18 protein-coding genes are annotated in these 26,591 nt (G+C 45.6%); 9 read left to right on the forward strand and 9 right to left on the reverse strand.

Translation table 11 applies throughout. The features are described 5' to 3' along the window. Positions 1 to 39: 39 nt before the first annotated feature. The 4 genes from PY364_RS19940 (at position 40) to PY364_RS19955 (ending at position 11,102) form a co-directional block, all read left to right on the forward strand. Positions 40 to 825: a TatD family hydrolase gene (locus PY364_RS19940; protein WP_275525148.1), complete on the forward strand. Its 786-nt coding sequence runs from the start codon at positions 40 to 42 to the stop codon at positions 823 to 825. Positions 826 to 1,376: 551 nt separating this feature from the next. Beyond that, on the forward strand, positions 1,377 to 4,766 hold the full coding sequence (gene rpoB, locus PY364_RS19945) for a DNA-directed RNA polymerase subunit beta (RefSeq protein ID WP_275525150.1): 3,390 nt from the start codon (positions 1,377 to 1,379) through the stop codon (positions 4,764 to 4,766). Between the two features lie 172 nt (positions 4,767 to 4,938). Continuing rightward, positions 4,939 to 6,810: a DNA-directed RNA polymerase subunit gamma gene (locus PY364_RS19950; RefSeq protein WP_275525151.1), complete on the forward strand. Its 1,872-nt coding sequence runs from the start codon at positions 4,939 to 4,941 to the stop codon at positions 6,808 to 6,810. Positions 6,811 to 6,995: 185 nt separating this feature from the next. Further along, complete coding sequence (locus PY364_RS19955) at positions 6,996 to 11,102, forward strand: DNA-directed RNA polymerase subunit beta' (protein ID WP_275525152.1); 4,107 nt, start codon at positions 6,996 to 6,998, stop codon at positions 11,100 to 11,102. A 57-nt stretch (positions 11,103 to 11,159) separates the two neighbouring features. Here the strand turns inward: PY364_RS19955 and PY364_RS19960 are convergent, their stop codons facing one another. After that, positions 11,160 to 12,389: an HhoA/HhoB/HtrA family serine endopeptidase gene (locus PY364_RS19960; RefSeq protein ID WP_275525154.1), complete on the reverse strand. Its 1,230-nt coding sequence runs from the start codon at positions 12,387 to 12,389 to the stop codon at positions 11,160 to 11,162. Between the two features lie 30 nt (positions 12,390 to 12,419). Between PY364_RS19960 and PY364_RS19965 the strand changes: the two genes are divergently transcribed. Next, positions 12,420 to 12,773 (forward strand): metal-sensing transcriptional repressor, encoded by a 354-nt coding sequence (locus PY364_RS19965; protein WP_275525156.1) that lies wholly within the window; start codon positions 12,420 to 12,422, stop codon positions 12,771 to 12,773. A 24-nt stretch (positions 12,774 to 12,797) separates the two neighbouring features. Here PY364_RS19965 and PY364_RS19970 read toward each other — a convergent pair whose 3' ends face one another. After that, positions 12,798 to 13,007: a hypothetical protein gene (locus PY364_RS19970; protein ID WP_275525157.1), complete on the reverse strand. Its 210-nt coding sequence runs from the start codon at positions 13,005 to 13,007 to the stop codon at positions 12,798 to 12,800. Between the two features lie 322 nt (positions 13,008 to 13,329). Here PY364_RS19970 and PY364_RS19975 point away from each other — a divergent pair, with 322 nt between their 5' ends. Continuing rightward, entirely contained in the window at positions 13,330 to 13,974 is a 645-nt protein-coding gene (locus PY364_RS19975; RefSeq protein WP_275525158.1) for a pentapeptide repeat-containing protein, read from the forward strand. A gap of 164 nt (positions 13,975 to 14,138) precedes the next feature. Then, entirely contained in the window at positions 14,139 to 14,909 is a 771-nt protein-coding gene (locus PY364_RS19980; protein ID WP_275525160.1) for a pentapeptide repeat-containing protein, read from the forward strand. A gap of 61 nt (positions 14,910 to 14,970) precedes the next feature. On the opposite strand, the gene PY364_RS19985 is transcribed toward PY364_RS19980, so the two are convergent. From PY364_RS19985 to speB, 7 genes are all read right to left on the reverse strand, one after another. After that, positions 14,971 to 17,955 carry a GAF domain-containing protein gene (locus tag PY364_RS19985; protein WP_275525161.1) on the reverse strand — a complete coding sequence of 995 codons (2,985 nt, stop codon included), beginning with the start codon at positions 17,953 to 17,955 and terminating at the stop codon, positions 14,971 to 14,973. A 467-nt stretch (positions 17,956 to 18,422) separates the two neighbouring features. Next, complete coding sequence (locus PY364_RS19990; protein ID WP_275525162.1) at positions 18,423 to 18,890, reverse strand: NADAR family protein; 468 nt, start codon at positions 18,888 to 18,890, stop codon at positions 18,423 to 18,425. A gap of 221 nt (positions 18,891 to 19,111) precedes the next feature. Beyond that, a complete protein-coding gene (locus PY364_RS19995) occupies positions 19,112 to 20,209 on the reverse strand; it encodes a geranylgeranyl reductase family protein (protein WP_275525163.1) in 1,098 nt (365 codons plus the stop codon). 88 nt (positions 20,210 to 20,297) lie between these two features. Further along, entirely contained in the window at positions 20,298 to 20,846 is a 549-nt protein-coding gene (gene frr, locus PY364_RS20000; protein WP_275525164.1) for a ribosome recycling factor, read from the reverse strand. Then, on the reverse strand, positions 20,833 to 21,561 hold the full coding sequence (pyrH, locus tag PY364_RS20005; protein WP_275525165.1) for a UMP kinase: 729 nt from the start codon (positions 21,559 to 21,561) through the stop codon (positions 20,833 to 20,835). The genes frr and pyrH overlap by 14 nt, the downstream gene beginning before the upstream one ends. A 291-nt stretch (positions 21,562 to 21,852) precedes the next feature. Next, positions 21,853 to 22,413: a thioredoxin family protein gene (locus PY364_RS20010; RefSeq protein ID WP_275525166.1), complete on the reverse strand. Its 561-nt coding sequence runs from the start codon at positions 22,411 to 22,413 to the stop codon at positions 21,853 to 21,855. A gap of 135 nt (positions 22,414 to 22,548) precedes the next feature. After that, positions 22,549 to 23,463 carry an agmatinase gene (gene speB / locus PY364_RS20015; RefSeq protein WP_275525167.1) on the reverse strand — a complete coding sequence of 305 codons (915 nt, stop codon included), beginning with the start codon at positions 23,461 to 23,463 and terminating at the stop codon, positions 22,549 to 22,551. 483 nt (positions 23,464 to 23,946) lie between these two features. Here speB and PY364_RS20020 point away from each other — a divergent pair, with 483 nt between their 5' ends. Together PY364_RS20020 and PY364_RS20025 are read left to right on the forward strand one after the other, a co-directional pair. Then, the gene (locus PY364_RS20020) at positions 23,947 to 25,332 is read left to right on the forward strand and encodes an ABC transporter substrate-binding protein (RefSeq protein ID WP_275525168.1); all 1,386 of its coding nucleotides are present in this window, start codon (positions 23,947 to 23,949) and stop codon (positions 25,330 to 25,332) included. Between the two features lie 336 nt (positions 25,333 to 25,668). After that, positions 25,669 to 26,565, forward strand: coding sequence for a sugar ABC transporter permease (locus PY364_RS20025; RefSeq protein WP_275525169.1), 897 nt, complete (start codon positions 25,669 to 25,671; stop codon positions 26,563 to 26,565). Positions 26,566 to 26,591: the final 26 nt, after the last annotated feature.

Here is a 26,591-nt window from a genome sequence, read left to right on the forward strand (position 1 = left end):
ATTTTTAATTGATAATTCTGACATACTCCTAAAAAAATAGTGCAGCTAATTGACACTCACGTTCACATTAACTTTGAGGCGTTTAAAGACGACTTAGATGCTGTACGAGAGCGTTGGCGAGAAGCTGGAGTCGTCCATCTGGTTCATTCCTGCGTAGAGCCGGAAGAATTTGCGGGAATTCAGGCGATCGCCAACCGCTTTAAGGAGGTATCCTTTGCCGTAGGTCTCCACCCCCTAGATGCGGACAAGTGGACGGAATCGACAGGAGAACAGATTTTAGAGTTGGCTAGTTCAGACTCTAGAGTAGTGGCGATCGGCGAAACCGGGTTGGACTTTTACAAAGCAGATAATGTCCAGCAACAGGTGAAAGCCTTTACATCTCAACTCGCGATCGCCCAAAAGCTAAACAAACCCGTCATCATCCACTGTCGTGACGCAGCAGCGCCAATGGCAGAAATGTTGCGAGAATTTTGGCAAACTTCTGGGCCAGTTCGAGGCGTGATGCACTGCTGGGGAGGAACCCCAGAAGAAACCGAATGGTTCTTAGACCTCGGTTTCTACATCAGCTTCAGCGGAACTGTCACCTTTAAAAAAGCTGTCCAAATTCAAGAATCAGCTTGCAGAGTCAACAGCGATCGCCTTCTGATCGAGACAGACTGCCCATTTCTCGCCCCCGCCCCCAATCGCGGCAAACGCAACGAACCAGCCTACGTGCGCCACGTAGCCGAGGAAGTTGCTAGATTAAGAGGAGTGCCCTTAGAAACTCTCTGCCAGCAAACGACCCAAAATGCCTGCGATCTATTTGACCTTTCAGAGCATAAATAGTGCGAAAATATAAGGTCGGGGATTAAAAATCAGCCCTTGAGCAAAACTGGCATTAATCCATAAATTGTCGATTACGCCACTTACCCCAAAAACAAAAGGTCTACAGCCTGCTAGTATCGCAATTGCGTCCTATAATTTAAAGAGAGGAAACCGCGATCGGAATGAATTGGCACTGTATCTTCAAAAATATCAAAAATCGCGAGTTCCGCTTGCGGAATTTAATCACACCAATGTCATCAATTTTAGTAGTCAATTGTGGAGACGCTTTCCCCAAGACTGGCAGGGCAATAGAACGCATCAGAGCATATTCTCTCTTAGAATCCCTGTACAGTACGTCGGTTGTCGGTCTTGGTGGGGTATTGTGTTCCTTGCGAACTGCTACCAGACAATCTGCATATAAATATTCCCTAACAAAGCAATAAGCGAAAAACAACCATTAGAAATCAATTAAAAATTAAAAATTAAAAATTAAATTCCCTCATTTTTAATTTTGCATTTTTAATTTTTAATTCTTGTAGACAAGGCCAGAGCCACACAGTTTGAGGAAACCCATGACAAATCTGATTTACACACCACAACCCAGCTTTACCTTGCCTGACCTAATCGAAATTCAGCGGGCATCATTTCGCTGGTTTCTAGAATCCGGCCTGATCGAAGAACTAGACAGCTTTTCCCCAATCAGCGACTACACCGGCAAACTAGAACTTCACTTCATGGGCAAAGACTTCAAACTCAAGCGGCCCAAATATGACGTAGACGAAGCCAAACGCCGGGATAGCACCTACGCCGTCCAGATGTACGTACCCACCCGCCTAATCAACAAAGAAACAGGCGAAATCAAAGAAATGGAAGTCTTCATCGGCGACTTACCCTTGATGACAGAGCGCGGTACATTTATCATTAACGGCGCAGAGCGAGTCATAGTCAACCAAATCGTGCGATCGCCCGGAGTCTACTACAAATCCGAAACCGACAAAAACGGCCGCCGCAGCTACAACGCCTCCCTCATCCCCAACCGAGGCGCGTGGTTGAAATTTGAGACCGATAAAAACGACTTAGTATGGGTGCGAATCGACAAAACCCGCAAACTCTCAGCCCAAGTCTTGCTCAAGGCTCTAGGACTGAGTGACGGTGAAATCCTCGACTCTTTGCGCCACCCCGAATACTTCCAGAAAACCATCGAAAAAGAAGGTCAGTTCGGGGAAGAAGAAGCCCTAATGGAACTCTATCGCAAGCTGCGACCGGGGGAACCTCCCACCGTCACGGGGGGAGAACAGTTGCTAAACTCCCGCTTCTTTGACCCCAAACGCTACGACCTCGGAAAAGTAGGGCGCTACAAACTGAATAAAAAATTGCGCCTCTCCGTTCCCGACACCATGCGCGTGCTCACTCCCCAAGATATTCTCTCTTGCGTGGATTATCTGATTAACTTGGAATTTGATATCGGTCAGACAGACGATATCGACCACTTAGGCAATCGACGGGTGCGATCGGTAGGCGAACTATTGCAAAACCAAGTCCGGGTTGGTCTTAACCGTTTAGAACGGATTATTCGGGAACGGATGACAGTTAGCGATGCCGAATCTCTGACTCCAGCTTCCCTGGTGAATCCCAAACCATTAGTAGCAGCAATTAAGGAATTTTTCGGGAGTTCCCAGCTATCGCAGTTCATGGATCAGACTAATCCCCTGGCAGAACTGACCCACAAACGCCGTCTTTCAGCCTTGGGCCCCGGCGGTTTGACCAGGGAAAGGGCGGGTTTTGCCGTCCGGGATATTCACCCTTCCCACTACGGCCGGATTTGCCCGATTGAAACGCCGGAAGGCCCCAATGCGGGTTTGATTGGTTCCTTGGCAACTCACGCGCGGGTGAATCCCTACGGATTTTTGGAAACGCCGTTTTATCCCGTAGAGAAAGGGCGAGTGTTGCGCGATCGCGCCCCTGCTTACATGACTGCGGATGAAGAAGATGACCTCCGCGTTGCCCCTGGTGACATTCGTACTGATGCTGAAGGCAACATTCAAGGGGATTCCGTACCCGTCCGCTATCGCCAGGAGTTCACGACTACAACTCCCATGCAGGTAGACTATGTGGCCGTGTCTCCCGTGCAGATTGTCTCTGTGGCAACTTCCCTGATTCCTTTCCTCGAACACGATGACGCGAACCGGGCGCTGATGGGTTCTAATATGCAGCGGCAAGCAGTACCTTTGTTATTACCAGAACGCCCCTTAGTGGGTACTGGTTTAGAAGCTCAGGCGGCACGAGATTCGGGGATGGTGGTAGTTTCTAAGTTTGATGGGGAAGTTGTATATATTGATGCAACCAGGATTATTGTTAAAACGATTAAGCCTGGTGCTGCTGAGGAAGAGTTGCATTTTAGCATTCGCGACTACAGCGATTTGCGGCAGAAAAATCCCTATGCTTTTAAGGTAAAATATGCCGGTTTTATTGAGTACGAACTTCAGAAATACCAGCGTTCCAACCAGGATACTTGTCTGAATCAGCGGCCGCTGATTTATGAAGGGGATTTTGTCGTGGCGGGGCAGGTATTGGCAGATGGCTCTTCTACGGAGGGAGCAGAGTTGGCTCTGGGTCACAATATCTTAGTAGTTTATATGCCTTGGGAAGGCTACAACTATGAAGATGCAATGTTGATTTCTGAGCGGTTAGTTTATGAGGATGTTTATACTTCTATTCACATTGAGAAGTATGAAATTGAAGCTCGGCAAACTAAATTGGGGCCTGAAGAAATTACCCGCGAAATTCCGAATGTAGGGGAAGATTCCCTGCGTCAATTAGACGAACAAGGCATTATCCGTAAGGGGGCCTGGGTAGAAGCTAGCGATATTTTGGTGGGGAAAGTTACGCCCAAGGGAGAAAGCGACCAACCGCCAGAGGAGAAATTACTGCGGGCAATTTTCGGGGAGAAGGCCCGCGATGTCCGAGATAATTCTCTGCGAGTTCCCAACGGGGAGAAGGGGCGCGTCGTGGACGTGCGGGTGTTTACGCGCGAACAGGGCGATGAATTGCCACCGGGGGCGAATATGGTGGTGCGGGTGTACGTGGCCCAGAAACGCAAGATCCAAGTGGGAGATAAGATGGCGGGGCGACACGGGAATAAAGGTATCGTCTCGCGGATTTTGCCGAAGGAAGATATGCCTTATTTGCCCGATGGCCGGCCTGTAGATATTGTCCTCAATCCTTTGGGCGTACCGTCGCGGATGAACGTAGGCCAGATTTTTGAATGCCTGTTGGGATGGGCGGGAGAGAATTTGGGCTTGCGGTTTAAGATCGTACCTTTTGATGAAATGCACGGGGCTGAGAAGTCGCGGGAAAGCGTACACGGGAAGTTACTAGAAGCGCGGGAGAAGACGGGTAAGGATTGGATTTTTGATGAAAATCATCCAGGGAAGTCTACAGTTTATGACGGACGAACTGGGGAGGCTTTCGATCGCCCGATTACTGTGGGAGTGGCTTATATGCTGAAGCTGGTTCACTTAGTTGATGATAAGATTCACGCGCGATCAACAGGGCCCTATTCTTTGGTGACTCAACAACCTTTGGGTGGTAAAGCACAGCAGGGAGGTCAACGGTTTGGAGAGATGGAAGTATGGGCTCTGGAGGCCTTTGGGGCGGCTTATACTTTGCAGGAACTTTTAACTGTGAAGTCCGATGATATGCAGGGGCGCAATGAGGCGCTGAATGCGATCGTTAAGGGTAAGGCGATACCACGTCCTGGTACGCCGGAATCCTTTAAGGTGCTAATGCGCGAGTTGCAGTCTTTGTGTTTGGACATTGCCGTTCACAAGGTAGAGACTGCGGAAGATGGGTCTTCGCGAGATGCAGAGGTCGATTTGATGGCTGATGCTCTTGGGAGGCGATCGCCTTCTCGGCCTACTTACGAATCGATTTCTAGAGATGAAATTGAAGACGAAATGTAGAATAGTTAACAGTTAACAGTTAACTGTTAACTGTTAACTGTTAGGTTTCGTAGTAGTAGCAACTTTAGTTGCTTGTCTTTCTAGAATTGAGCGACTAAAGTTACTAAGAGTTTGATAGATGACAGCATTGTGAGTTTTTTTTAGTAATAACTCACAAATTTAAGGAGTAAATATGGCTAAATTAGAACAAAGATTTGACTACGTTAAAATTGGGTTAGCTTCTCCAGAACGGATACGACAATGGGGAGAAAGAACATTACCAAATGGTCAAATTGTTGGAGAAATTATAAAACCAGAGACAATAAATTACAGAACATTAAAACCCGAAATGGACGGCCTATTCTGCGAGCGGATATTCGGGCCTGCAAAGGATTGGGAATGTCATTGCGGTAAATATAAAAGAGTCAGACATAGAGGCATTGTCTGTGAAAGATGCGGTGTCGAAGTCACTGAATCCCGCGTCCGCCGTCACCGCATGGGCTTTATTAAATTAGCAGCTCCAGTTGCCCATGTTTGGTATCTGAAAGGGATTCCTAGTTACATGGCAATTCTATTAGATATGCCCTTGCGGGATGTCGAACAAATTGTCTATTTCAACGCTTATGTTGTTCTCAACGCCGGTAATGCAGATAATCTTACCTACAAACAACTGCTGGCTGAAGATGCTTGGCTGGAAATCGAAGACCAACTCTACAGCGAAGACTCTGAATTGTCCGGCGTAGAAGTTGGCATCGGTGCAGAAGCATTGCAAACTTTACTGCAAAACATCAACTTAGAATCAGAAGCAGAACAGTTGCGAGAAGATATTGCCGGCGCAAAGGGTCAGAAACGGGCAAAACTAATTAAGCGCTTGCGAGTGATTGACAACTTCATTGCTACTGGCTCAAAACCAGAGTGGATGGTGTTATCTGTAGTTCCCGTCATTCCCCCCGATTTGCGGCCGATGGTGCAACTAGACGGGGGCCGATTTGCGACTAGCGACCTTAATGACCTCTATCGTCGCGTAATTAATCGCAACAATCGCCTCGCCAGACTCCAAGAAATTCTCGCCCCAGAAATCATCATCCGCAACGAAAAGCGGATGCTGCAAGAGGCTGTGGACGCGCTGATTGATAATGGCCGCCGGGGACGCACAGTAGTGGGAGCAAATAATCGCCCGCTGAAATCCCTTTCAGACATCATTGAAGGTAAACAGGGGCGCTTCCGGCAGAACTTGCTAGGTAAACGGGTGGACTACTCTGGTCGTTCCGTAATCGTAGTCGGGCCAAAGCTGAAAATTCATCAATGCGGTTTGCCAAGGGAAATGGCGATCGAACTTTTCCAGCCTTTCGTCATCCACCGCTTAATCCGGCAAGGATTAGTCAACAATATCAAAGCAGCGAAAAAGTTGATCCAACGCAGCGATCCTTCAGTGTGGGATGTGCTCGAAGAAGTGATCGAAGGCCATCCAGTGCTGCTTAACCGGGCTCCGACGCTTCACCGCTTAGGAATTCAAGCTTTTGAACCAATTTTGGTAGAAGGCAGAGCGATACAATTACACCCCTTAGTCTGTCCCGCCTTCAACGCTGACTTTGATGGCGACCAAATGGCCGTTCACGTACCTTTATCCCTGGAATCCCAGGCAGAGGCAAGGCTGCTGATGCTGGCATCTAATAATATCTTGTCACCAGCGACAGGACGGCCGATTGTAACGCCTTCTCAGGATATGGTGCTGGGGTGCTACTACTTGACAGCGGAAAATCCCCAGGCCCAAAAAGGGGCAGGTCGTTATTTCGCTAATTTTAACGATGCAGTTATTGCCTACGAACAGGGAATAATTCATCTCCATTCTTACGTCTGGGTACGCTTTGACGGAGAAGTGGAAAATGTAGAGGCGGAGGGCGATCCGAAGGTGGAAACTTTGGCCAACGGTAGTGTGAGTAAGGAGTACAAGTTCCGCCGAGTGCGGGAGGATAAAGATGGGGTGATGCTTTCTCAATACATCCGCACGACGGCGGGGAGAATTATTTACCACCAAACAATTCAATCGGCAATTAATAGTTAACGGCTAATGGCTAATGGCTAATGGCTAATGGCTAATGGTAAGAAAAAGTTGTGAGTTAAAGATTTAATTTCATAGCTGATATGTACCAAATTAGCAATTAGCAATTAGCAATTAGCAATTAGCAATTAGCAATTAGCAATTAGCAATTAGCAATTAGCAATTAGCAATTAATAACAGGAAAGATAATGGCAGACAACAAAGTGATTTTTCGCAACCGTGTTGTGGATAAGGGTCAGCTCAAGAAATTGATTTCTTGGTCATTCACTCACTGCGGAACAGCGCGGACGGCAACTCTGGCAGACCGACTCAAGGATTTGGGTTTCCGGTACGCGACTAGAGCGGGGGTTTCTATTAGTGTGGATGACTTGGTGGTACCACCGTCGAAGCGATCGCTAATTGAAGCAGCCGAAGAAGAAATTCGCACAGCGGAAACTCGCTATACAAGGGGAGAAATTACGGAAGTAGAGCGGTTCCAGAAAGTAATTGATACTTGGAATAGCACTTCTGAAGACCTCAAGGATGAAGTTGTCAAGAATTTCCGGGCTTCCGATCCCCTGAATTCTGTTTATATGATGGCTTTCTCTGGGGCGCGGGGCAACATCTCCCAGGTGCGGCAATTAGTAGGAATGCGGGGTTTGATGGCAGACCCGCAAGGGGAAATCATCGACTTGCCGATTAAGACTAATTTCCGGGAAGGTTTAACTGTCACGGAGTATATTATTTCCTCCTACGGCGCACGGAAAGGATTGGTGGATACGGCATTGCGGACGGCGGATTCGGGTTATTTAACGCGCCGACTGGTGGATGTTTCCCAAGATGTGATTGTCAGAGAATTTGACTGCGGGACAACGCGATCGCTGCGAGTCCGTCCCATGTCTGACGGTCAGAAAATATTGATTCCCCTCAGAGACAGGCTATTTGGACGGGTACTGGCCGCCGATGCGATCGACCCAAAAACAGGAAAACCTGTCAAAGCTGGAGAATTATCGGCAGTTCGCAACCAAGCCTGTGATGAAGAGTTAGCGGTAGCTATAGATAAAAGTGGATTATCTGAGGTGATGGTGCGATCGCCCCTGACTTGCGAATCAACGCGGTCAGTTTGTCAGCATTGTTATGGTTGGTCGTTAGCCCACGCTGGGATGGTGGATTTGGGAGAAGCGATCGGGATTATTGCCGCGCAGTCGATTGGAGAACCGGGAACCCAGTTAACCATGCGGACGTTCCACACAGGCGGTGTATTTACTGGGGAAGTCGCCAAACAAGAAAGAGCCGAATTTGCTGGGACTGTCAGCTTTCAGGATTTGCGCGTCCGTCCTTTCCGTACCCGACACGGGGAAGACGCATTTGTGGCAGAAAATAATGGCTTGTTAGTGCTGACTGGGGAAGCGGGCAGCGGTCAAGGTAAAAAAGCGACTAAAGCTACTAAAGTGGCGATCGCCGTCGTCCAAGGTTCGACCCTAATGGTCAAAGATGGGGCAACGGTAAAACCAGGAGACTTCTTAGCGGAAGTACCTCTAGGCGGTCGGGCGGCCCGAAAAACTACGGAAAAAGTGACTAAAGACGTAGCGACGGATTTAGCTGGCGAAGTCAAATTCGATGGCGTAGTCCCAGAAGAAAAAACCGACCGCCAAGGAAACACCACCCGCATTGCCTCTAGGGGTGGTTTGATTTGGATTTTATCGGGTTCGGCCTATAACTTACCGCCATCTGCCGAACCAGCGGTCAAAAATGGCGATCGCATTAAATCTGGCGGCGTACTCGCTCAAACTAAGCTAGTTTCAGAACATGGCGGCTTGGTGCGGATAGCTGACCAACGGGAAATCGAAATTATCACCGCTTCGGTACTTCTAGACCGGGCAAAAGTACGGGTAGAAAGTGCCGGAGGCCGCGACCACTATACGATTGAAACCATCGGCGATGAAGAAAATGCCGCAGGTTCTAAAGTACAGCGGTTTTCGCTCTTAGCTACTCCCGGCTCTAAGGTACAAAATGGGGAAGTTGTCGCTGAGTTAATGGACGATACTTACCGTACCGCCACTGGTGGAATTATCAAATATGCCGGTGTGGAAGTACACAAGCGCGGTAAGGCAAAGCTGGGCTATGAAGTAGTCAAAGGCGGCACTTTACTCTGGGTTCCCGAAGAGTGCCACGAGGTAAATAAAGATATTTCCCTGCTGTTAGTAGAAGACGGTCAATACGTTGAAGCTGGAGCAGAAGTAGTCAAAGATATTTTCTGCCAAACTAACGGCGTAGTCGAGGTGATGCAGAAAAATGACATCCTCCGTGAAATTGTGATTAAACCAGGGGAACTGCACTTAATTGATGGCCCCGTTGGAACTCTGGCCGAAGGGAAGATTGTCAATCCCGGCACTGAAGTCATTCCGGGCTTAATTGCCCAAGAACTGAGGTATGCCGAGTATGTGGAAACTACTGAAGGGCCCGCATTATTATTGCGGCCAGTAGTAGAGTTTCCCGTTCCCGATCGTCCTAGCGTACCTTCTCAAACTGCGATCAGCGAATCTATTGCCCTCCGCGCCGTACAACGCCTGCCTTATAAAGATGGGGAACGGGTAAAATCCGTAGATGGGCTGGAGTTATTGCGGACGCAGTTAGTGCTGGAAATTGGTAACGATGCCCCCTACTTAGCAGCGGATATTGAACTGTTGCCCGATGAAGAAGAACCGGGGTCAATGCGTTTGCAACTGGTGATTCTGGAATCTCTGGCAATTCGGCGAGATGCGATCGCTGATCCTACTCAAGGCAGCACCAATACGGGGCTACTCGTCAAAGATGGTGATGTGATCGCACCGGGGGCCGTTGTAGCGCGGACGGAGATTCTCTGTAAAGAAACTGGGGAAATTCGCGGTATTCGCGGACGGAGTAACGAGCCTGTACGTCGGATTTTAATCGTCCGCGATGCCGATTTGATGTCGATTGAGGTTTCTGGGACTCTGGCAATACAACCGGGTTCTCTGGTAGTAGCTGGTGCGGAAATTGCACCGTCGGTGTTTATCGAAGAATCTGGACAGGTGATTTCTGTTGAGGCAATAGCGAGTGGGAACGAAGATGCAGCATCGGCCGTGTCTGTGCCCAAGCACCGTTTAACTATGCGAATTGCTAGACCTTATCGGGTTTCCAATGGTGCTGTACTCCACGTCCAAGACGGGGATTTAGTACAACGGGGCGATAACTTAGTGATTCTGGTCTTTGAACGGGCGAAGACGGGGGATATCATCCAGGGTTTGCCTCGGATTGAAGAGTTACTGGAAGCCCGGAAGCCGAAGGAAGCCTGTATTTTGGCTAAGCGGGCTGGTGTTGCTCAGGTCGATATGGATGAAGACGGGGCAGGTATGAAGGTAATTGAGGATGATGGTCGGATTGAAGATTATCCGATGTTACCTGGTCAGAATGTGGTGGTGTCTGAGGGGCAACGGGTGGAGGCTGCCGATCCTTTGACTGATGGCCCTGCGAATCCCCATGAGATTGTGGATATTTTCTTCTCGGCTCTCAAGGAGCGCGGAGCTTCTACTTGGGATGCTGCTTTGTTGAGTTTCCAGCAGGTGCAGGCGTTTTTGGTGAATGGGGTGCAGGAGGTTTATCAATCTCAGGGGATTGATATTTCTGATAAGCACATTGAGGTGATTGTGCGCCAGATGACGAATAAGGTGCGGATTGATGATGGCGGCGATACTACTATGTTGCCAGGGGAGTTGGTGGAGTTACGGCAGGTGGAACAGGTGAATGAGGCGATGAGTATTACTGGCGGTGCGCCGGCGGATTATACTCCCGTGTTGCTGGGGATTACTAAGGCTTCGCTGAATACTGATTCGTTTATCTCTGCTGCTTCCTTCCAGGAGACTACGCGGGTGCTGACTGAGGCGGCGATTGAGGGTAAATCTGACTGGCTGCGGGGCCTGAAGGAGAATGTGATTATTGGGCGGTTGATTCCGGCGGGGACTGGATTTAATGCTTATGAGGATTCTCTGAATGCCGATCTGGCTTACGATGCTGGGGTATTTGATGAGGTGTCTGAGGGGGTTGAGGATGTGGTTCTAGACGATCGCATTGCTCGTCGCGCTTATACTTCTGACCGCAGTTTCGATGTTAAAACTGCTGCGGAGGATGATGTTGATGTTGATATTGATGTTGACATTGATGAGGATGATGATGATTTTGAGGAGGAGGCGATCGTTATTGATGATGAATTAGAAGAGGGTGCTGAGGATGCGATCTCTTCAATCATGGAGGATGATGACATGATTGGCTATGATTTTGATGAGGATGAAGATTAAATGGTTAACGGTTAACGGTTAACAGTTAACAGTTAACCGTTAACCATTAACTATTAACTATTTAAGTTGTGCCGTTGTGACGTAAATTTCTTTTGTTAGGTCAAGGCGGCGCACTTTTAGTTTGAGAGTTTGACCAACTTTGCTATTTTCTACGATGTTTTGTATCTGAGCGGCGCTAGTCACAGATTCGTTATCAATTCCGACTATGACATCGCCACTGCGAATTCCCGCTTTCAGAGCGGGGGTATCTGGCATAACTCGCATGACAAGTACGCCATTGATTTCTAACACTCTAAAGGGAGCGTTAGGGTCAGTGTTATTTTCTCTGGCGATTTCTGGGGTCAGCGTGACCATTTGGATGCCTAGAAAGGGGTGGCTGACTTCTTCTCCTTTGGCTAACTGGACAATAATTGTTTTTGCTTTATTAATGGGGATAGCAAAGCCGATTCCCATCGCATCAGGGCGAATGGCTGTGTTGATGCCGATTACTTCTCCAGACTCATTGAGGAGGGGGCCACCGGAGTTGCCGGGGTTGATGGCTGCGTCGGTTTGAATGAAGTCGAGCCGTTTGTCGGGGATACCGACGGCTGCGGATGAGCGTTTGAGGGTGCTGATGATGCCGAGGGTTACGGTGTTGTCAAATCCGAGGGGGTTGCCTACGGCGATCGCCCAGTCTCCTACTTGTACAGCGTCGGAGTCTCCTAAGCTAGCAATGGGTAAGTTGCTGCTGGGGGTGGTGATTTTAACGGCGGCTAAGTCTGTGATTTCGTCAGTGCCTAGTACCTTCCCTGTATAGGTGGTACCGTCGTTTAAGGTGACTGTTACTTTATCTGCGCGATCGACTACGTGGGCGTTTGTCAGTACGATTCCACTTCGATCGATGATGAAGCCGGAACCTTGACCGCGTAAGCGCTCTGAGCGGGGAATTTGGGAGCGTAAGTCGTCTCCAAAAAAGCGCCCGAATAAGGGATCGTCGTAAAATCGGTCGAGGGAACGAGTGACTGTACGCTCGGTGTCAATCCTGACTACGGCTGGCCCTACTCGCTTTACGGCTGCGGCGACGAAACTCCCATGAGTTTCTGGCTGTGGGGAACTTTGGAGTGCAACTTGCGTTGCAGGTAATATTTGCTGGCTAGAGCTAGGTAGATCGGGGAGAGTTGCAGCGATCGCTAGTTCTGGTGGTAAGCTGAAGCTAATCGTGGCGATCGCGACGGAAAATGCCACTACCAACAGACGGGTAATAATTTGGGCGCAAAGCGGCGGCTGTGAAAACTTTAAAAATCCCATAGCTTAAATTTCACTTATTGACAAACTAGCATGGTTTTATCTAATCGAGACACAGACCAACACTCGGAAGCAGAAAAACACCATCATCATCACAGTCATTCTGCTCATCCTCACGTTCACAATGAAGAATCTCTCCGTCGGATAGTGAATAGGCTTTCTCGGATTGAGGGACACATTCGGGGTGTTAAGACAATGGTACAGGAAAGTCGTCCCTGTCCTGAAGTGCTAATACAGATTGCTGCTGTTCGAGGGGCCTTAGATCGAGTGGCGCGGATTATTCTGGACGAGCATTTAACTGAGTGTATTGGTAGAGCCGCTAAGGAGGGTAATATTGAAACTGAGATTGAAGAACTTAAAGCGGCTTTGGATCGATTTTTACCTTAATTCTATTAGCAATCAGTCTGAGATTTAATCTACAACTTTAATAGAACCCTGACGCAGACTTTCAAACATCCTATTGATAGAGTTTTGTTCTTCAGAACTCAGAAAATCTTTCGCCAATAGCATTGACATCAATCGTCGCTGGTCGGTACGAGTAATTTTACGAGTAGAAAATATTTGTAACACTATTTGCTCGATACTGAGTTGGGGAAAGCTGATTTGAGCTATCATCATCATTTGGGGAACTCAACACTATCAGTATCGGTTATACAGCATATTCCATATATATGTGGTACACACAATTTCATCGATCTAAGTAGTTAGTTGACTAAGAGTTCTGCTACTGTACTTCATTCACCTGGAATATGCTGTATATATCCTTCGAGGTGCGATCGCCAACTCTTAAATTATGTGATAATACTTACTCTCATAAGTGATATTAGTCACAACATACTTAAGTAAAATCCGAAGCGGACTCTATCATAATCTTTACTTTTCATCCGGTCAAGCCACCTAAGTCACAGTATTTTGCATTCAAGTAAGATATAGAGAAGCCATAATGAACGTTGACGAACTGCTGAGGCTATACGCAACAGGAGAAAGAAATTTCAGTGGGGTATACCTACCAGAGGTGTACCTTTACGAAGCAGAGCTAATTGGAGCTAACTTATGTGAATCAGATATTACCGGAGCCAATCTGAGCAAAGCCAAACTCAACAGAGCCAACCTCAGCAAAGCCAATCTTAGTAAGACCAATCTCAGCGGTACAGATTTGGGGGGAGCTGACCTAACAGACGCGGTTTTGGTTGAAGCTAACCTGTGTCGAGCTGACCTAATCGGCACTAATCTAAGTAAAGCAGACTTGAGTAAAGCCTTCCTCACACAGGCAAATCTCATCGGGGCCAATATTTCTAGAGCGATTCTATGCCAGACAGACTTGCACGGAGTAAACCTCTACGGGGTAAATCTGCGTCGAGCAATTCTTACCGAAGCCGACCTAATCGGAGCTAACTTAACTAAAGTAGACCTAAGTGGAGCCGACTTAATGGGAGCTAGCCTAATTAGAGCAGACCTAACTGAAGCCATTTTAAGTGCCGCAGACTTGACTGGTGCCAACCTACTAGGGGCAAACCTAACTGGAGTCAACCTCAGTGGAGTATATCTTAAGGGCGCAACCATGCCCGACGGCACAATTCACGACTAATTTCGCTTCTATTTTGGCAGCTTGCGAACAACTGGTGGTAAGGTAAGGAGTAATGAGTTTTTAAACAACCATTACTCCTTAGTAATTTTAGTTTTAAATTTATTGCAAATAAGCGATACTAAGAGTATTTTAGATTTTATATTTTGGATTTTAGAGGCTAAAAAATGAAACTCAGAATCCTCGCAACTGCAACGCTGCTGACCGCGATTTTCCCAGCCATTGCTGCATCCGCCGAGAATATTGAACATACACAACAGCTACTAGCAACCCGACAGTGCGCCCAGTGCGAACTCAGCGGTGCAGGTCTAGTTTTAGCCAACCTGACTGGAGCCGATCTCAGAGGTGCTAACTTGAGCGGTGCCAATCTCAGCCGCGCCAACCTCAGTGGTGCCGATCTTACAGGTGCAAACCTCAGCGGTACTAGCCTCTATGGTGTCAACTTGAGCGGCGCAAATCTCACAGGTGCAAACCTCAGTGGTGCTGATTTAAGAAATGCCTATCTTGGCAATGCCAATTTGGCCAGCATTAACCTAAGTAATGCAGTATTGCTGGGAGTTAGAGGATTACCAACCAACATTGGAGAAGCAGAGGACTTCTACAGATTAGGGGTCGCAGAAGCTAAAGCCGGAAACTACAGAAATGCCATAGACTATTACAATCAAGCACTCAGCCTTAAACCTGATTTGGCAGTAGTTTATTTTGCACGAAGTATGTCTCGCGCTGACTTAGGAGACTTCCCAGGCGCTACGGAGGATGCTCAGCGAGCTAGTCAACTTTTTGCCTCTCAAGGAAATGCCAGAGGTCAGGAAGTTTCAAAACAGTTAGTGCAAGCAATTGTAGCTCGCCAAAAGCCAACGGAACCTCAAACTGGTGGCGGAGGATGGATGAATGCAATAGGAGCGTTAGGTTCTGTCTTGCTGAAAGTCTTATTTTAAAACGGTTAACGGTTAACGGTTAACGGTTAACGGTTAACGGTTAACGGTTAACCGTTAACTGTTAATGTACTGGAATCTCAATCCTGAACTCAGTACCTTGACCTAGTTGAGAAATACACTTAAGTACACCCTTGTGTTTTTCTACTACAATTTGGTAGCTAATTGATAGACCTAATCCTGTCCCTTGACCGACAGGCTTAGTAGTGAAAAAGGGATTAAATATCTGAGAAACTAAATCTTGCGGAATTCCTTGACCATTATCGATAATGGATATCGCCGCAGTTTCAGGATCTATCAATTCAGTCCGAATCCGAATGAAAGCTGGTGTTTCATTAGGGGTGAAAAATATTAAGCTTTGAGTTGCACTTTCCAGATTTTCTACTTTCTTCTGCCTCACGCCCCGATCTCTAGTATCCATTTCTAGGGCATCAATAGCATTGCTAATGATATTCATAAATACCTGATTTAACAGGCCAGCATAACACTCAACTAGCGGCAGATTTCCATATTCTTTGAAAAGCTCAATAGCAGGGCGGTCTGGTTTGGCTTTAAGGCGGTGCTGCAAAATTACCAGTGTACTTTCTAGACCTTCATGGATGTCAACTGGTTTTTTATCTGCTTGATCCAAGCGTGAGAAATTGCGTAAAGATAGAACTAGCTGGCGGATTCGTTCGGCTCCCATTTTCATTGAATCTAGAATTTTTGGTAAATCTTTTGCCAGAAAGTCTAAATCAATAGCTTCGGTATATTCGTTAATTTCGTCCTTGGGTTCAGGGTAATGCTGCTCGTATAGTTCTAACAAACCGAGCAAGTCTTTGGTGTATTCGGTAACGTGAGAAATGTTGCCATAAATAAAATTGACAGGGTTATTAATTTCGTGGGCGACACCTGCAACTAATTGTCCTAGTCCAGACATTTTCTCCGTTTGAATTAGTTGAGCTTGAGTTTGACGTAGTTCGCCGAGAGTTTTTCCTAACTGTTGAGCCTTAGCTTGTTCTGCAATTGTCGCAGCTTGGCTGGATTCATAAAGTTCTGCTTGGTGAATTGCGATCGCAGCTTGATGAGCTAACTGTTGCAGCAAATCGCTTTCTGAACTCTGCCAAATTCTCGGCCCAGAACACTCGTGAGCAATCAGTAATCCCCATAGTAAAACATCCGTTCCAATTGGTACAATTAAACTCGCTCTCACCTCAAGACTCTGCAAAAACTCCCGGTGACAAGGCGCTAAATCATCCTGATAAATATCATTAATTGCCTGCACCCGTCCTTGTCGATAAAGACAAGCTGATTCCTCTGGAAAGCAGTTTTCCGGGGCTTTGACACCTAAAATTGAGCCCCGCCCACCGCGTTTTACATCTGCAATAGAGGCAATACTTTCTACTACAACCTCGCCTTCTCGACCTCCAATAAACTGATAAATTACAACGCGATCGGTATTCAGTAAAGTTCGCACTTCTCGGACAATAGTTTGCAGAATGGTTTTTAAATCTAAGGTGCTGCGAAGTTGGTCTGTAACTCGTCTCAGTACCTTTGCCAACTCCAAAGACTGCTGTAACTGTGAAGTCCGTTCTTGAACTTGGCGCTCCAAATTAATATTAAGATTTTGCACCTCTTTGTAAAGAGTGTACTGCTGAATTGCCATCGAAAAGTGATTGCCTATAGCTTTTGCTTGCTCAATCTCACGGCTATTCCACTCACGGGATTGACCTTTTTTTAGTTCTCGCCATAATTCAAAAGACTGTCTAGGAAGTCTTTGTTTGATATTGCTCTCAAAGCGGCCTGCCCATAATCTTTCAGTTTCAATTTCATTACGAAAAATAGTCAAATAACCTAGTAATTGTTGGCGATATTGAAGCGGAACCACCAGCAAACCCCGAATTTGAGTAGATTGAAAAGCTGGAACCAAGACTCTAAACAAAGGCTCTTTATATAAATCGCCAACGATCAGAATTGGGAATTGGAAATTGATAATTGGAAACTGGGAATTAGTAATTGTTAATTGTGAAATCTCGTTTGCCTGTTTGAAACCAGCTTCAGCCCACTGTTGCCACAAAGGATGCTGTTCAATGGGGATTTCTTTTTCCCATTCTGGCATATTTGGCTGTTCGCCACAGGTAAATAGCTCAAAGGAAGCAAGAAGGTCATCCTCTGGAAAATTTATAACTTCAGAATTTGTACCTTTTAGCGATATATTTTTGTCCTTGATTTTTTGGCTTTTACCCTTAATATAGATTCTCCCACCAGCACCTTCAAGATCCCTAACGGTGGCTTCTAAAGCAGCTTTCAATCGAATTGTAGGTTGACCATGCAAGAGGGTTGCGACTTGGTTAACTTTAGCTTCCCGAAATGCTTGTTCGCGGGTTTGGGCGAGGAGATTGGAGTGAGAGATAGCGATGGAAATTTGGTCTACAACTAACTGAATTAGCTGTAAATCTGTTTCTGAAATGCGATTAGATTCGGAATGGTGAGAAACTAATAGTCCCCAAAGTTCAGATTGAGATTTTGAATTTTGGGTGCGCGAGGGGGAAATTCCTAAATTGTCTATTATTTCTCGCTCAGTTATCTCACACAAAATCGGTACTACTACAGAAGATTGTACTCCCATTGCCCTCAGATAAGTGGCGTGGCAAGTATCTACTGACCGATACCTAATCTCTTCCCTTGTTAGGGGTTTTCCTGTGTCCCCAGAATCCAGAGGACTCAAACCCATTAACCCGGAATTAACATCAACTATTGTACGCTGCCGTAGATTGACATACATCTCGCGGGCTTCTTGGGGAATATCATCGGCTGGAAAATTTAGACCTCTCAGAGATGGGAGGCGATTGTTATTAATAGACTCGGCAACTACTTCGCCACTACCATCGGTATTAAACCGATAAATCATTGCTCTATCTATTGCCAAAAAACCGCGCACTTCCTCTACTGCACAGGTTAATATCTCTGGTAACTCCAGAGATTGGCGAATGCGTTTCGTGATCCGGCGCAGTAAAACTTCTCTGTCTAGTCTCTGCTTTAATTCTTGTGTATTTTCTACCAGATTCATCTTTCTTCTCGCCTGGAGATTCCGGTTATAACTGTAATGATGGCAACGCTTGCGCTGGCGACGCATCTACAGGTAGGTCTTTAACTCTTGTCACTAAAATTTCCTGCCCTAGGCAGGTCAACTAGCCTCTTTTAAGCGCTCTACTATATCCGGTGTTAGGATTAGCGGTGGTAGTTGATAATTTAACACTGTTTGTTAATGAGCTGCTAGCTTATGTTTGATCCCTGCACTAAGAAAGGCATTTTCTCAAGCTAACCCTTCATTTCTATCATCTTATAAATTTTGATAGTTCTAGAACTTTTATCAAAAAAAAATTAATTTTTATAAAAAAGCAACAATTATTTACACAAATTTATAAAATGCTAATTATCGTAACCTTTAACAGAGTCAGGAAGTTCTTAATTGCTCAAACTATTGATTTTGTTATATTTTCCTTCTGCCTTCTGCCTTCTTCTATAAATTTAGGGTTAGGGTAGTGTACCATTTGCATGGCGTTGTGAGATTTCAAAGCGAACACTCATCAGAATTTTGCCCAAATGATTTTGACCAGTATTGTCACAACCACAGCCCCAGTAGTAATCTGTAGGCGAATCCTCAACAATTAGGCGATCGCCTGTAGACAGAAGGATAGCTTGGATATCTGCATGGGTAATAAATTTCGTTAAAACCGCCTCTCGCATGATTTCAGTTTTCACTTCTTCCCAATCGGGGCGAAGCTGTCGCCTGGGATCGCGCCCTAACTTGGCTGCTTCCTGTGGCGTTTCTGAGGCTTGAATCAGATAAATTAATTGTTCATCTACACTACCAACAAATTTTTGTGCTTGATAGTAGTGTTCCACTGTCAACCAATCTTGACCTTTTAAGTAAATACTGTGGGGTGAAAAGTTAGAAAAGCAGCCATAGGGTTCTTCTACCTTATAAAAGTAAATTGTCATCAGCGTCGAACATGGGGATTTTAGATTTGTAGGGGCGGTGTCCCCGTGTCCGCCCTAAATTTTTAAGTAGAAGGAAGAAGGAAGAAGGAAGAAGGAAGAAGGAAGAAGGAAGAAGGATTTAGTTATCTAGGAGATCGGGAAGAAGGCTTATACAGCAAGCTTTTTAGCCATCCCGATCTTATATTTAATTAAGTGGATTTACTTGGTTTTAATTTGGGGGTCTAGAATGGCATCAGGCGTTTGATCGCGCGGTTAGCGATATCGGCATAGCGCAATTCTCCGCACAGAATTTTACTCATAACTTGGGTAGCCACTGGGAGCTTGACACCGGCTTTATAGGCAACTCCAGTAAACTGATAGAATGCACCAGCTAAACGGTTAGCCCAAACCATATCACTTCCCCATTCTTCGCTAATAACTTGAGTATATTTTTCCAAGGCATCACCAGCGCCGCTTAAAGCTTGGTCAATGGCGATCGCAGCTTTCACTCCGCTAAAAATTGAAGGGCGAATCCCTTCACCAGAGAGGGGATCTGCCACAACTGCGGTTTCTCCTACTAGCAGTGCATTTTGAGAGTGAAGCTTGCGATCGCCATCCCACAAACACAAGGGATATTCATAAACCTGACTATTTTTAACATCTACGCCACACTGAGTTGCGTAATCAGCTAAAATATTTTTCAGATTTTTAGGAGCATCCCCCTTCAGTGCCGCTATGCTAATTGAATAACCGCCGGCCTTCGGAAAGTTCCAAATATAACCTTTCTTAATTGTCCCAAAATCAAATTTTAGAGTATCTCCTGTTGTCGTCGATGCTGTTTCTAAAATTGCACTCAAATGGCGTTTAGGTTCTTTAAATCCCAGCCATTTAGCCATCGGCCCGCTAACTCCATCGGCAGCAATTAAATAACGCCCAGTTACAGGTTCGCCATTAGTTTTAACTTCCCAAGCAGAGTTTTTAAACTCAATGCCTTTAACTTCCGTAGAAGGTCGAAATTCAGCGCCAAGATTCTGAGCTTGCTTAATTAAAAAGTCATCAAATTCATCGCGTCTTACCATCCACATTGACGTATCTATATCAACTTCAACTGGATCTTCATTCTTCCAGGTGTAGCGAATTTTATTGACTTTTAGCGAAATAGCGGGGGTAAAATCACAGTCAAACCACTGAGCGATCGCAGGAGAAATTCCACCACCACAAGGTTTAAATCGCGGCCAAGATTCTTTTTCCAGCACCAAAACAGAACGTCCGCGCTTGGCCAAGTGATAGGCTGCTGTACTTCCTGCTGGGCCGGCACCTACAATAATGCAATCAAACATTTTGTTAGTTGTTAGTTGTTAGTGGTTAGTTGTTAGTTGTTAACCGTTAACAGTTAACAGTTAACCGTTAACAGTTAACCGTTAACAACTAAACCGTCTTGATATCTTTTTCTTTGGCTGCAAGCACTTCATCAATTTTGGCAATGTACTTGTCAGTCAATTTTTGCATTTTGTCTTGCAAGTCCCGCGCTTCATCTTTAGAGAGTTCGCTGCTTTTTTCCTGCTTGCGAATCGCCTCTACAGCATCGCGGCGGATATTGCGGATGGAAACTTTGCCTTCTTCAGAAAACTTAGCGGCAAGTCTTACCAACTCAAGGCGGCGATCGCTCGTTAGTTGCGGAATATTCAAGCGGATCGTAGCGCCGTCGTTGCTAGGAGTAAGTCCCACATCAGACAGAGAAATCGCTTTCTCGATCAAGTTAATAGTTTTGCGATCGAAGGCTTGAATATTGATCGTACTAGCATCGGGTGTACTGATGCTAGCAAGAGATTTGATCGGAGTTGGAGATCCATAATAATCTACCATCACGCGATCGAGGAGGGAGGCGTTGGCGCGTCCCGTCCTAATAGTGTTAAAAGACCGTTGAGTTGACTCAACTGCCTTCTGCATATGATCTTCAGCTTCAGCTAACTTCACAAGAACCTCCCACAAGAGTTCCAATAGATTCTCCCATCACGGCGCGGTAGATATTTCCGCGTACCGAGAGGTCAAATACAATAATAGGAATGTTATTTTCTTTACAAAGCGCGATCGCCGTACTATCCATCACCCGCAAGTCATGAGTCAAAACATGACCGTAGGTAAGAGTTTTGTAGCGGCGTGCGCCTGGGTTGAGATGGGGATCTGAATCGTAGATACCATCAACTTTAGTGGCTTTAAAAATTACCTCCGCATCAATCTCAGCCGCCCGTAAAGCTGCTGTGGTGTCGGTGGTAAAAAAAGGATTGCCAGAACCTGCGCCGAAAATTACTGCGCGTTTTTTTTCTAGGTGACGGATGGCCCGCCGTCGGATATAAGGTTCAGCTACTTCCTGCATGGCGATCGCAGTTTGTACTCTAGTTGGCACTCCCGCTTGTTCGAGGGCATCTTGTAAAGTGATGGCATTCATCACCGTTGCAATCATGCCCACATAATCTGCTGTTGCCCGATCCATACCTGCTGCCGCCGCCTTCACGCCGCGAAAAATATTCCCGCCGCCGACAACGATCGCTACCTGAATGCCGTGAGACACGACTTCGGCTACTTCCTGAGCGATATCCTGAACAACTATAGGGTCTATGCCGTAGCCTAGAGTCCCCATTAAGGCTTCACCACTCACTTTCAGCAAAACCCGCCGATATAGTATCCCCATGCCGTGACTTTTTTGTTAACTCAAATTCCCTCCACCATAAGATAGCAGTAGAGTGACACTTTGAACATCAACGGAGCAGGGGGGAGGGGGAGCAGGGGAGCAGGGGAGAAGGGGAGAAGGGGAGAAGGGGAGAAGGGGAAGCAACCAAATACTCAGGACTTACGCAAGAACAACGTATTTCCGTCATTACGAGCCAAGCGAAGTAATCGCAACCCTTTATTTTTAGCTGATACTGCGTGAGTCTTACTACTAACCACTAACTACTAACTACTAACTACTAACCACTAACTACTAACCATTACGCCATTTAACGGAGCAGCCGATCGCTTCGGTAGAGGCAGGCGTTACAGGTTCACCATTCAGCAGTTGGGCGATCGCATCTCGTAAATATTGTACCTGCACCCCTGCTGGATCGTTGGCATTGTCGTCAATCAAACCCTTGTAACGCAGTTTCCCATCTTGGTCTAACAAAAAAACCTGCGGCGTTGTCTGAGCTCCGAAGCTTTGACCAACATCCTGAGTAACGTCTCGGATGTAGGGAAAATTCAATTCATTGGTGGCCGCAAATGTTTTCATATTCTCGAAACTGTCGTCGGGATATTGAACTGCATCATTAGCATTAATCCCAATTAAAGTAACTGCTCGATCTTGAAAATCTATCTGGATTTGTTTAAGGCGATTTAAATACAAATGCACGTAAGGACAGTGATTGCACATAAATATTACACCGATCACTCGAAACTTTTCCAGATATCGAGCTAAATGGTGAACTTCATCATCAACTCCCGGCAATTCAAAATCAGGAGCATAGCCGTCAATAGGAGTACCTGTTGTTTCCACTAATAAACTCATTTTCCCTCTTTCCTCTTTTCCTGTATTCAATATTAATCAGTTACCAACAGAGCCGAAAGCCGCAAAGACAAACTCATTTTAGAATATGAAGAAGAAGAATATAATTTCACCCTGCTTTTTCTTCTTCCCCCTTCCTTACCAGCCTTTAGCCAAAGCTTGATATCCGATTAGTTTATAAGTCAATTTGGCAGCAGTAAATTCTGATACTACGGAATCTACAACTGGTGCTAATTCCATAATATCGCAGCCGATGACTTCATAAGATTCACAGAGGCGGCGCAAAAATCCGGTGAGAGAATACCAGTTTAGTCCTCCCGGTTCTGGCGTGCCTACTCCTGGTATTAAAGTGGGATCGATGCCATCTAGATCAATTGTTAGGAACACCCGCCGAGTTTTGATGCTAGAAAATGCGCGTTCCATCCAATCTGGATCTGTGGCTATTTCCCTTGCCCGAATTACGTTTAAATGTTTCTCCTTAATCAAATCTGCTTCCTCCTTACAAATGGCGCGAATGCCAATTTGCAGTGTCGGCAAACCCATATCAACTATGCGCCGCATAACGCAGGCATGATTGTAAATAGAGCCTTCGTACTCGTGGCGGAGATCGCCATGAGCGTCAATTTGAATTACAGTGAAAGGTTCATCAGGATATGATAGGCGATAGGCTTCCACTACACCCGAAGTGATGCTGTGTTCGCCTCCCAAAGCAATAACAAATTTGTTTTCGGAGATTAGCTGCTGTATGGTTTTTTGAGTTACTTGCAGCATTTCTAATGGTGATACTCGTTGCCCGTTGCGGGTATCTGCGATCGGGGAGTTAGTATATATACCTACATCATAGCAGATTTCTCTGTCTAGCTCCTCATCATAGCACTCAAGTTGGTGGGAGGCTTCCAGAAGTGCAGCCGGCCCATTTTCGCAGCCCCGTCGATAGGTAGTTGTGGCTTCGTAAGGGATGGGTAAAATCACGACGTGGGCTTTGTCGTAGTCTGGTACGATTTCAGAACCTAGAAATGGCACAACTGAAGTGGAAGCGATCGTGGTCGGCATGGTGGAAATTCAGATAAATCAAGGTAGTAGCCATATCAAATCGTTACATACTATGGACTCATACAGCAAAGCCATGTATGGGGAAATGTCGATCCGACTGCTGCTAAGGAGTTAGTTTAGCTCCTTAGCAGCTTAGCAGTGCCGACCCTACAGGAATTTATTCTCACCGATTTGGCGACTGCGATCGCAGCGCCCACCCTACAAAAATTTGTTCTAACTGCTATATCTAATCCGATAGATAGATGTTTAAATGTAATCTTGCTTTTTTACATTTGAATTTATTAAGTAAATTAAACCTTTATTAAACTTTTATTGCAAATACTAATTATCTTCACCCAAAAATCGAAAATCGAGCTAAGAGATAAATAAAGCGATCGCAATGGAAAGCTTAGAAAATTCTGCGATCGTAAAGTCTATTCCTCAAGACAGAAGACCTATTGTCAAAATAGGCATTACTTCTCAGTCTTAATTCCCCAATCGAAAATGGTAAATAGTAAACCTTTAGCTCAATTTCTCAGAAGCATAACGCCAAAACTCAAAATAAGAAAAATTTTCTTTGTACATTTATCCCTTGTGTGGCGAAGGACAGGACTTTACTTGCTGGCATTATTTACTAGCATCATCTTAGGCATCTTATTTTTCTTTATTCAACCTGCACTTACCCAGCAACCAATAGTTCTGACCATGCTCATGCAAGGTCAAGACCTCCTTAATTGGAGGCCTTTTGTCGAAGAATTTGAACAGAAAAATCCAGACATTCGGATTAACTTAGTAGAAGGGCCATTTGATAGTAACCTCATAGAAAATCTTTACACCTCTGCCTTCCTGTTAGGAGACTCTCCCTACGATATTATCAATATGGATATTGTCTGGGTTCCCAAGTTTGCAGCAGCAGGTTGGATAATGGATCTTAGTAATAAAATTTCCTCAGAACAACTATCAAAATTTATCCCAGGTAACGTCGAAGGCGGGCGCTACAAAGGTAAACTCTATCGTATTCCCCACGCTTCTGATGCGGGAATGCTTTACTACCGCAAAGATATTTTAGAGCAAGCTGGAGTCGAACCGCCCGAAACTTTTGAACAAATGGTAAATATCTCTCAAAACTTGCAAAAACAGGGAAAAGCCACTTGGGGTTATCTCTGGCAAGGCAAACAATATGAAGGAGTATCGGCCATGTTTGTAGAAGTATTAGAAGGTTTTGGCGGCTTCTGGGCAAACCCTCAAACCTTTGAAATTGGACTAGATAAACCAGAAGCAATCAAGGCAGTTGAATTTCTTAAAAGCACAATTACTAGCGGCATTTCACCTCCGGGAGTTACGACTTACGGGGAAGAAGAAACCCGCCTTTTGTTTCAATCTGGTAAAACAATTTTTTTAAGGAATTGGCCCTATGTCTGGAAACTTGCAAATGTCGAAGGCTCGAAGATTAAAGGTAAAATTGCGATTAAGCCAATGCTACACGCGGCTGGTAAAAAAGGCGGTTCCTGCTTAGGAGGATGGGGTTGGGGAATTGCCAAAACTTCTCGGCATCCAGAGGAAGCTTGGCGAGCAATTCAATACCTAACCAGTGAGGAAACGCAGAGAAAGTTTATTTTACAAACCGGGTTTGTTCCTAGTTATAAATCGCTTTTTACTGACAGACAAGTTGTTGCTCTGTATCCCCATTACCCACAATTACTAAAAGTAGTGGAACAGGCAGCTTTGCGTCCTCCTTTGGCTCAATATGCTCAAGCTTCGGATATTTTACAGCGTTATCTGAGTGCGGCTTTTACTGGAAGGATGACTTCAGAAAAAGCAATGAAAGCAGCAGCAAGTGAAACCCGGAATTTGCTTGGAAGGTTTAAACCTTCTCAAGCTAATGGTTAATGGCTAATGGCTACTCAATAGGTACGTAGTTGCGCTTCAGTGCTCTTTGAGGGCTAAAGCCCAACTACATATCTCAGTGAACAATTATCAATCCTTAAATAGATGACAATAGACACGATACAGCGACGGGAACAATAGGTACGTAGTTGCGCTTCAGCGCTCTTTGAGGGCTAAAGCCCAACTACATACCTCATTGAACAATTATCAATCCTTAAATAGATGACAATAGACACGATACAGCGACGGGAACAATAGGTACGTAGTTGCGCTTCAGTGCTCTTTGAGGGCTAAAGCCCAACTACATACCTCAGTGAACAATTATCAATCCTTAAATAGATGACAATAGACACGATACGGCGACGGGAACAAAAGACGGGTTGGATATTAGTAACGCCAGCATTAATTTTGCTGATGATAGTATTTGCTTACCCTATTTTACGGGCTTTTTGGTTAAGTTTATTTGCCCAAAACCTCGGCACTGAATTGAAACTGGTTTTTTCTGGTTTTGATAATTATACAAGAATGGTTAGTGACGGCCGCTTTTGGCAGAGTTTATGGAATACAGCAGTATTTACAACTTCCTCCGTTTTGCTAGAATTAATTTTAGGAATGGGTATTGCTCTTGTCCTAAATCAACCCTTTAAAGGTCGAGGTATAGTACGAACAATGTCTCTGTTACCTTGGGCTTTACCAACTGCTTTAATGGGAGTAGCTTGGGCGTGGATTTTCAATGACCAATATGGCATAATCAATGACATTTTAATCCGTTTAGGAGTAATTAAAACAGGGATTAATTGGCTGGGAGATCCAACTCTGGCAATGATAGCAGTTGTGTTAGCAGATGTTTGGAAAACTACTCCCTTTATCGCTTTGCTTTTGCTAGCAGGTTTACAGTCTATTTCCCCAGATTTATATGAAGCTCATGCAATTGATGGTGCGACTCGGTGGCAGAGTTTCCGCCAGATTACTTTACCGCTACTGATGCCGCAAATCGTGATAGCATTGTTGTTTAGGTTTGCCCAATCTTTCGGTATTTTTGACTTGATTCAAGTGATGACGGGAGGAGGGCCAGCAGGAGCAACCGAGACTATTTCTATCTATATTTATAGTACAGTAATGCGCTACCTAGATTTTGGCTATGGAGCGGCGTTAGTGGTTTGTACTTTCTTGTTCCTAGTAGCAGCAGTTGCTATTGCTGCCTATTTATTATCGAGAGCGCGAGCAAATAGGTAACGCCGCCCTCTGGGCGGTATTTTTAC

This window comes from Kamptonema sp. UHCC 0994, from assembly GCF_029167235.1.
GTDB lineage: Bacteria > Cyanobacteriota > Cyanobacteriia > Cyanobacteriales > Microcoleaceae > Kamptonema.

Bases quoted from the DNA above. Each gene is read 5' to 3' on its own strand.
- rpoB (WP_275525150.1), top strand. From the start codon at position 1,377: ATGACAAATCTGATTTACACACCACAACCCAGCTTTACCTTGCCTGAC.
- PY364_RS19950 (WP_275525151.1), top strand. From the start codon at position 4,939: ATGGCTAAATTAGAACAAAGATTTGACTACGTTAAAATTGGGTTAGCT.
- PY364_RS19955 (WP_275525152.1), top strand. From the start codon at position 6,996: ATGGCAGACAACAAAGTGATTTTTCGCAACCGTGTTGTGGATAAGGGT.
- PY364_RS19960 (WP_275525154.1), bottom strand. From the start codon at position 12,389: ATGGGATTTTTAAAGTTTTCACAGCCGCCGCTTTGCGCCCAAATTATT.
- PY364_RS19965 (WP_275525156.1), top strand. From the start codon at position 12,420: ATGGTTTTATCTAATCGAGACACAGACCAACACTCGGAAGCAGAAAAA.
- PY364_RS19970 (WP_275525157.1), bottom strand. From the start codon at position 13,007: ATGATGATGATAGCTCAAATCAGCTTTCCCCAACTCAGTATCGAGCAA.
- PY364_RS19975 (WP_275525158.1), top strand. From the start codon at position 13,330: ATGAACGTTGACGAACTGCTGAGGCTATACGCAACAGGAGAAAGAAAT.
- PY364_RS19980 (WP_275525160.1), top strand. From the start codon at position 14,139: ATGAAACTCAGAATCCTCGCAACTGCAACGCTGCTGACCGCGATTTTC.
- PY364_RS19985 (WP_275525161.1), bottom strand. From the start codon at position 17,955: ATGAATCTGGTAGAAAATACACAAGAATTAAAGCAGAGACTAGACAGA.
- PY364_RS19990 (WP_275525162.1), bottom strand. From the start codon at position 18,890: ATGACAATTTACTTTTATAAGGTAGAAGAACCCTATGGCTGCTTTTCT.
- PY364_RS19995 (WP_275525163.1), bottom strand. From the start codon at position 20,209: ATGTTTGATTGCATTATTGTAGGTGCCGGCCCAGCAGGAAGTACAGCA.
- pyrH (WP_275525165.1), bottom strand. From the start codon at position 21,561: ATGGGGATACTATATCGGCGGGTTTTGCTGAAAGTGAGTGGTGAAGCC.
- PY364_RS20010 (WP_275525166.1), bottom strand. From the start codon at position 22,413: ATGAGTTTATTAGTGGAAACAACAGGTACTCCTATTGACGGCTATGCT.
- speB (WP_275525167.1), bottom strand. From the start codon at position 23,463: ATGCCGACCACGATCGCTTCCACTTCAGTTGTGCCATTTCTAGGTTCT.
- PY364_RS20020 (WP_275525168.1), top strand. From the start codon at position 23,947: ATGGTAAATAGTAAACCTTTAGCTCAATTTCTCAGAAGCATAACGCCA.
- PY364_RS20025 (WP_275525169.1), top strand. From the start codon at position 25,669: ATGACAATAGACACGATACGGCGACGGGAACAAAAGACGGGTTGGATA.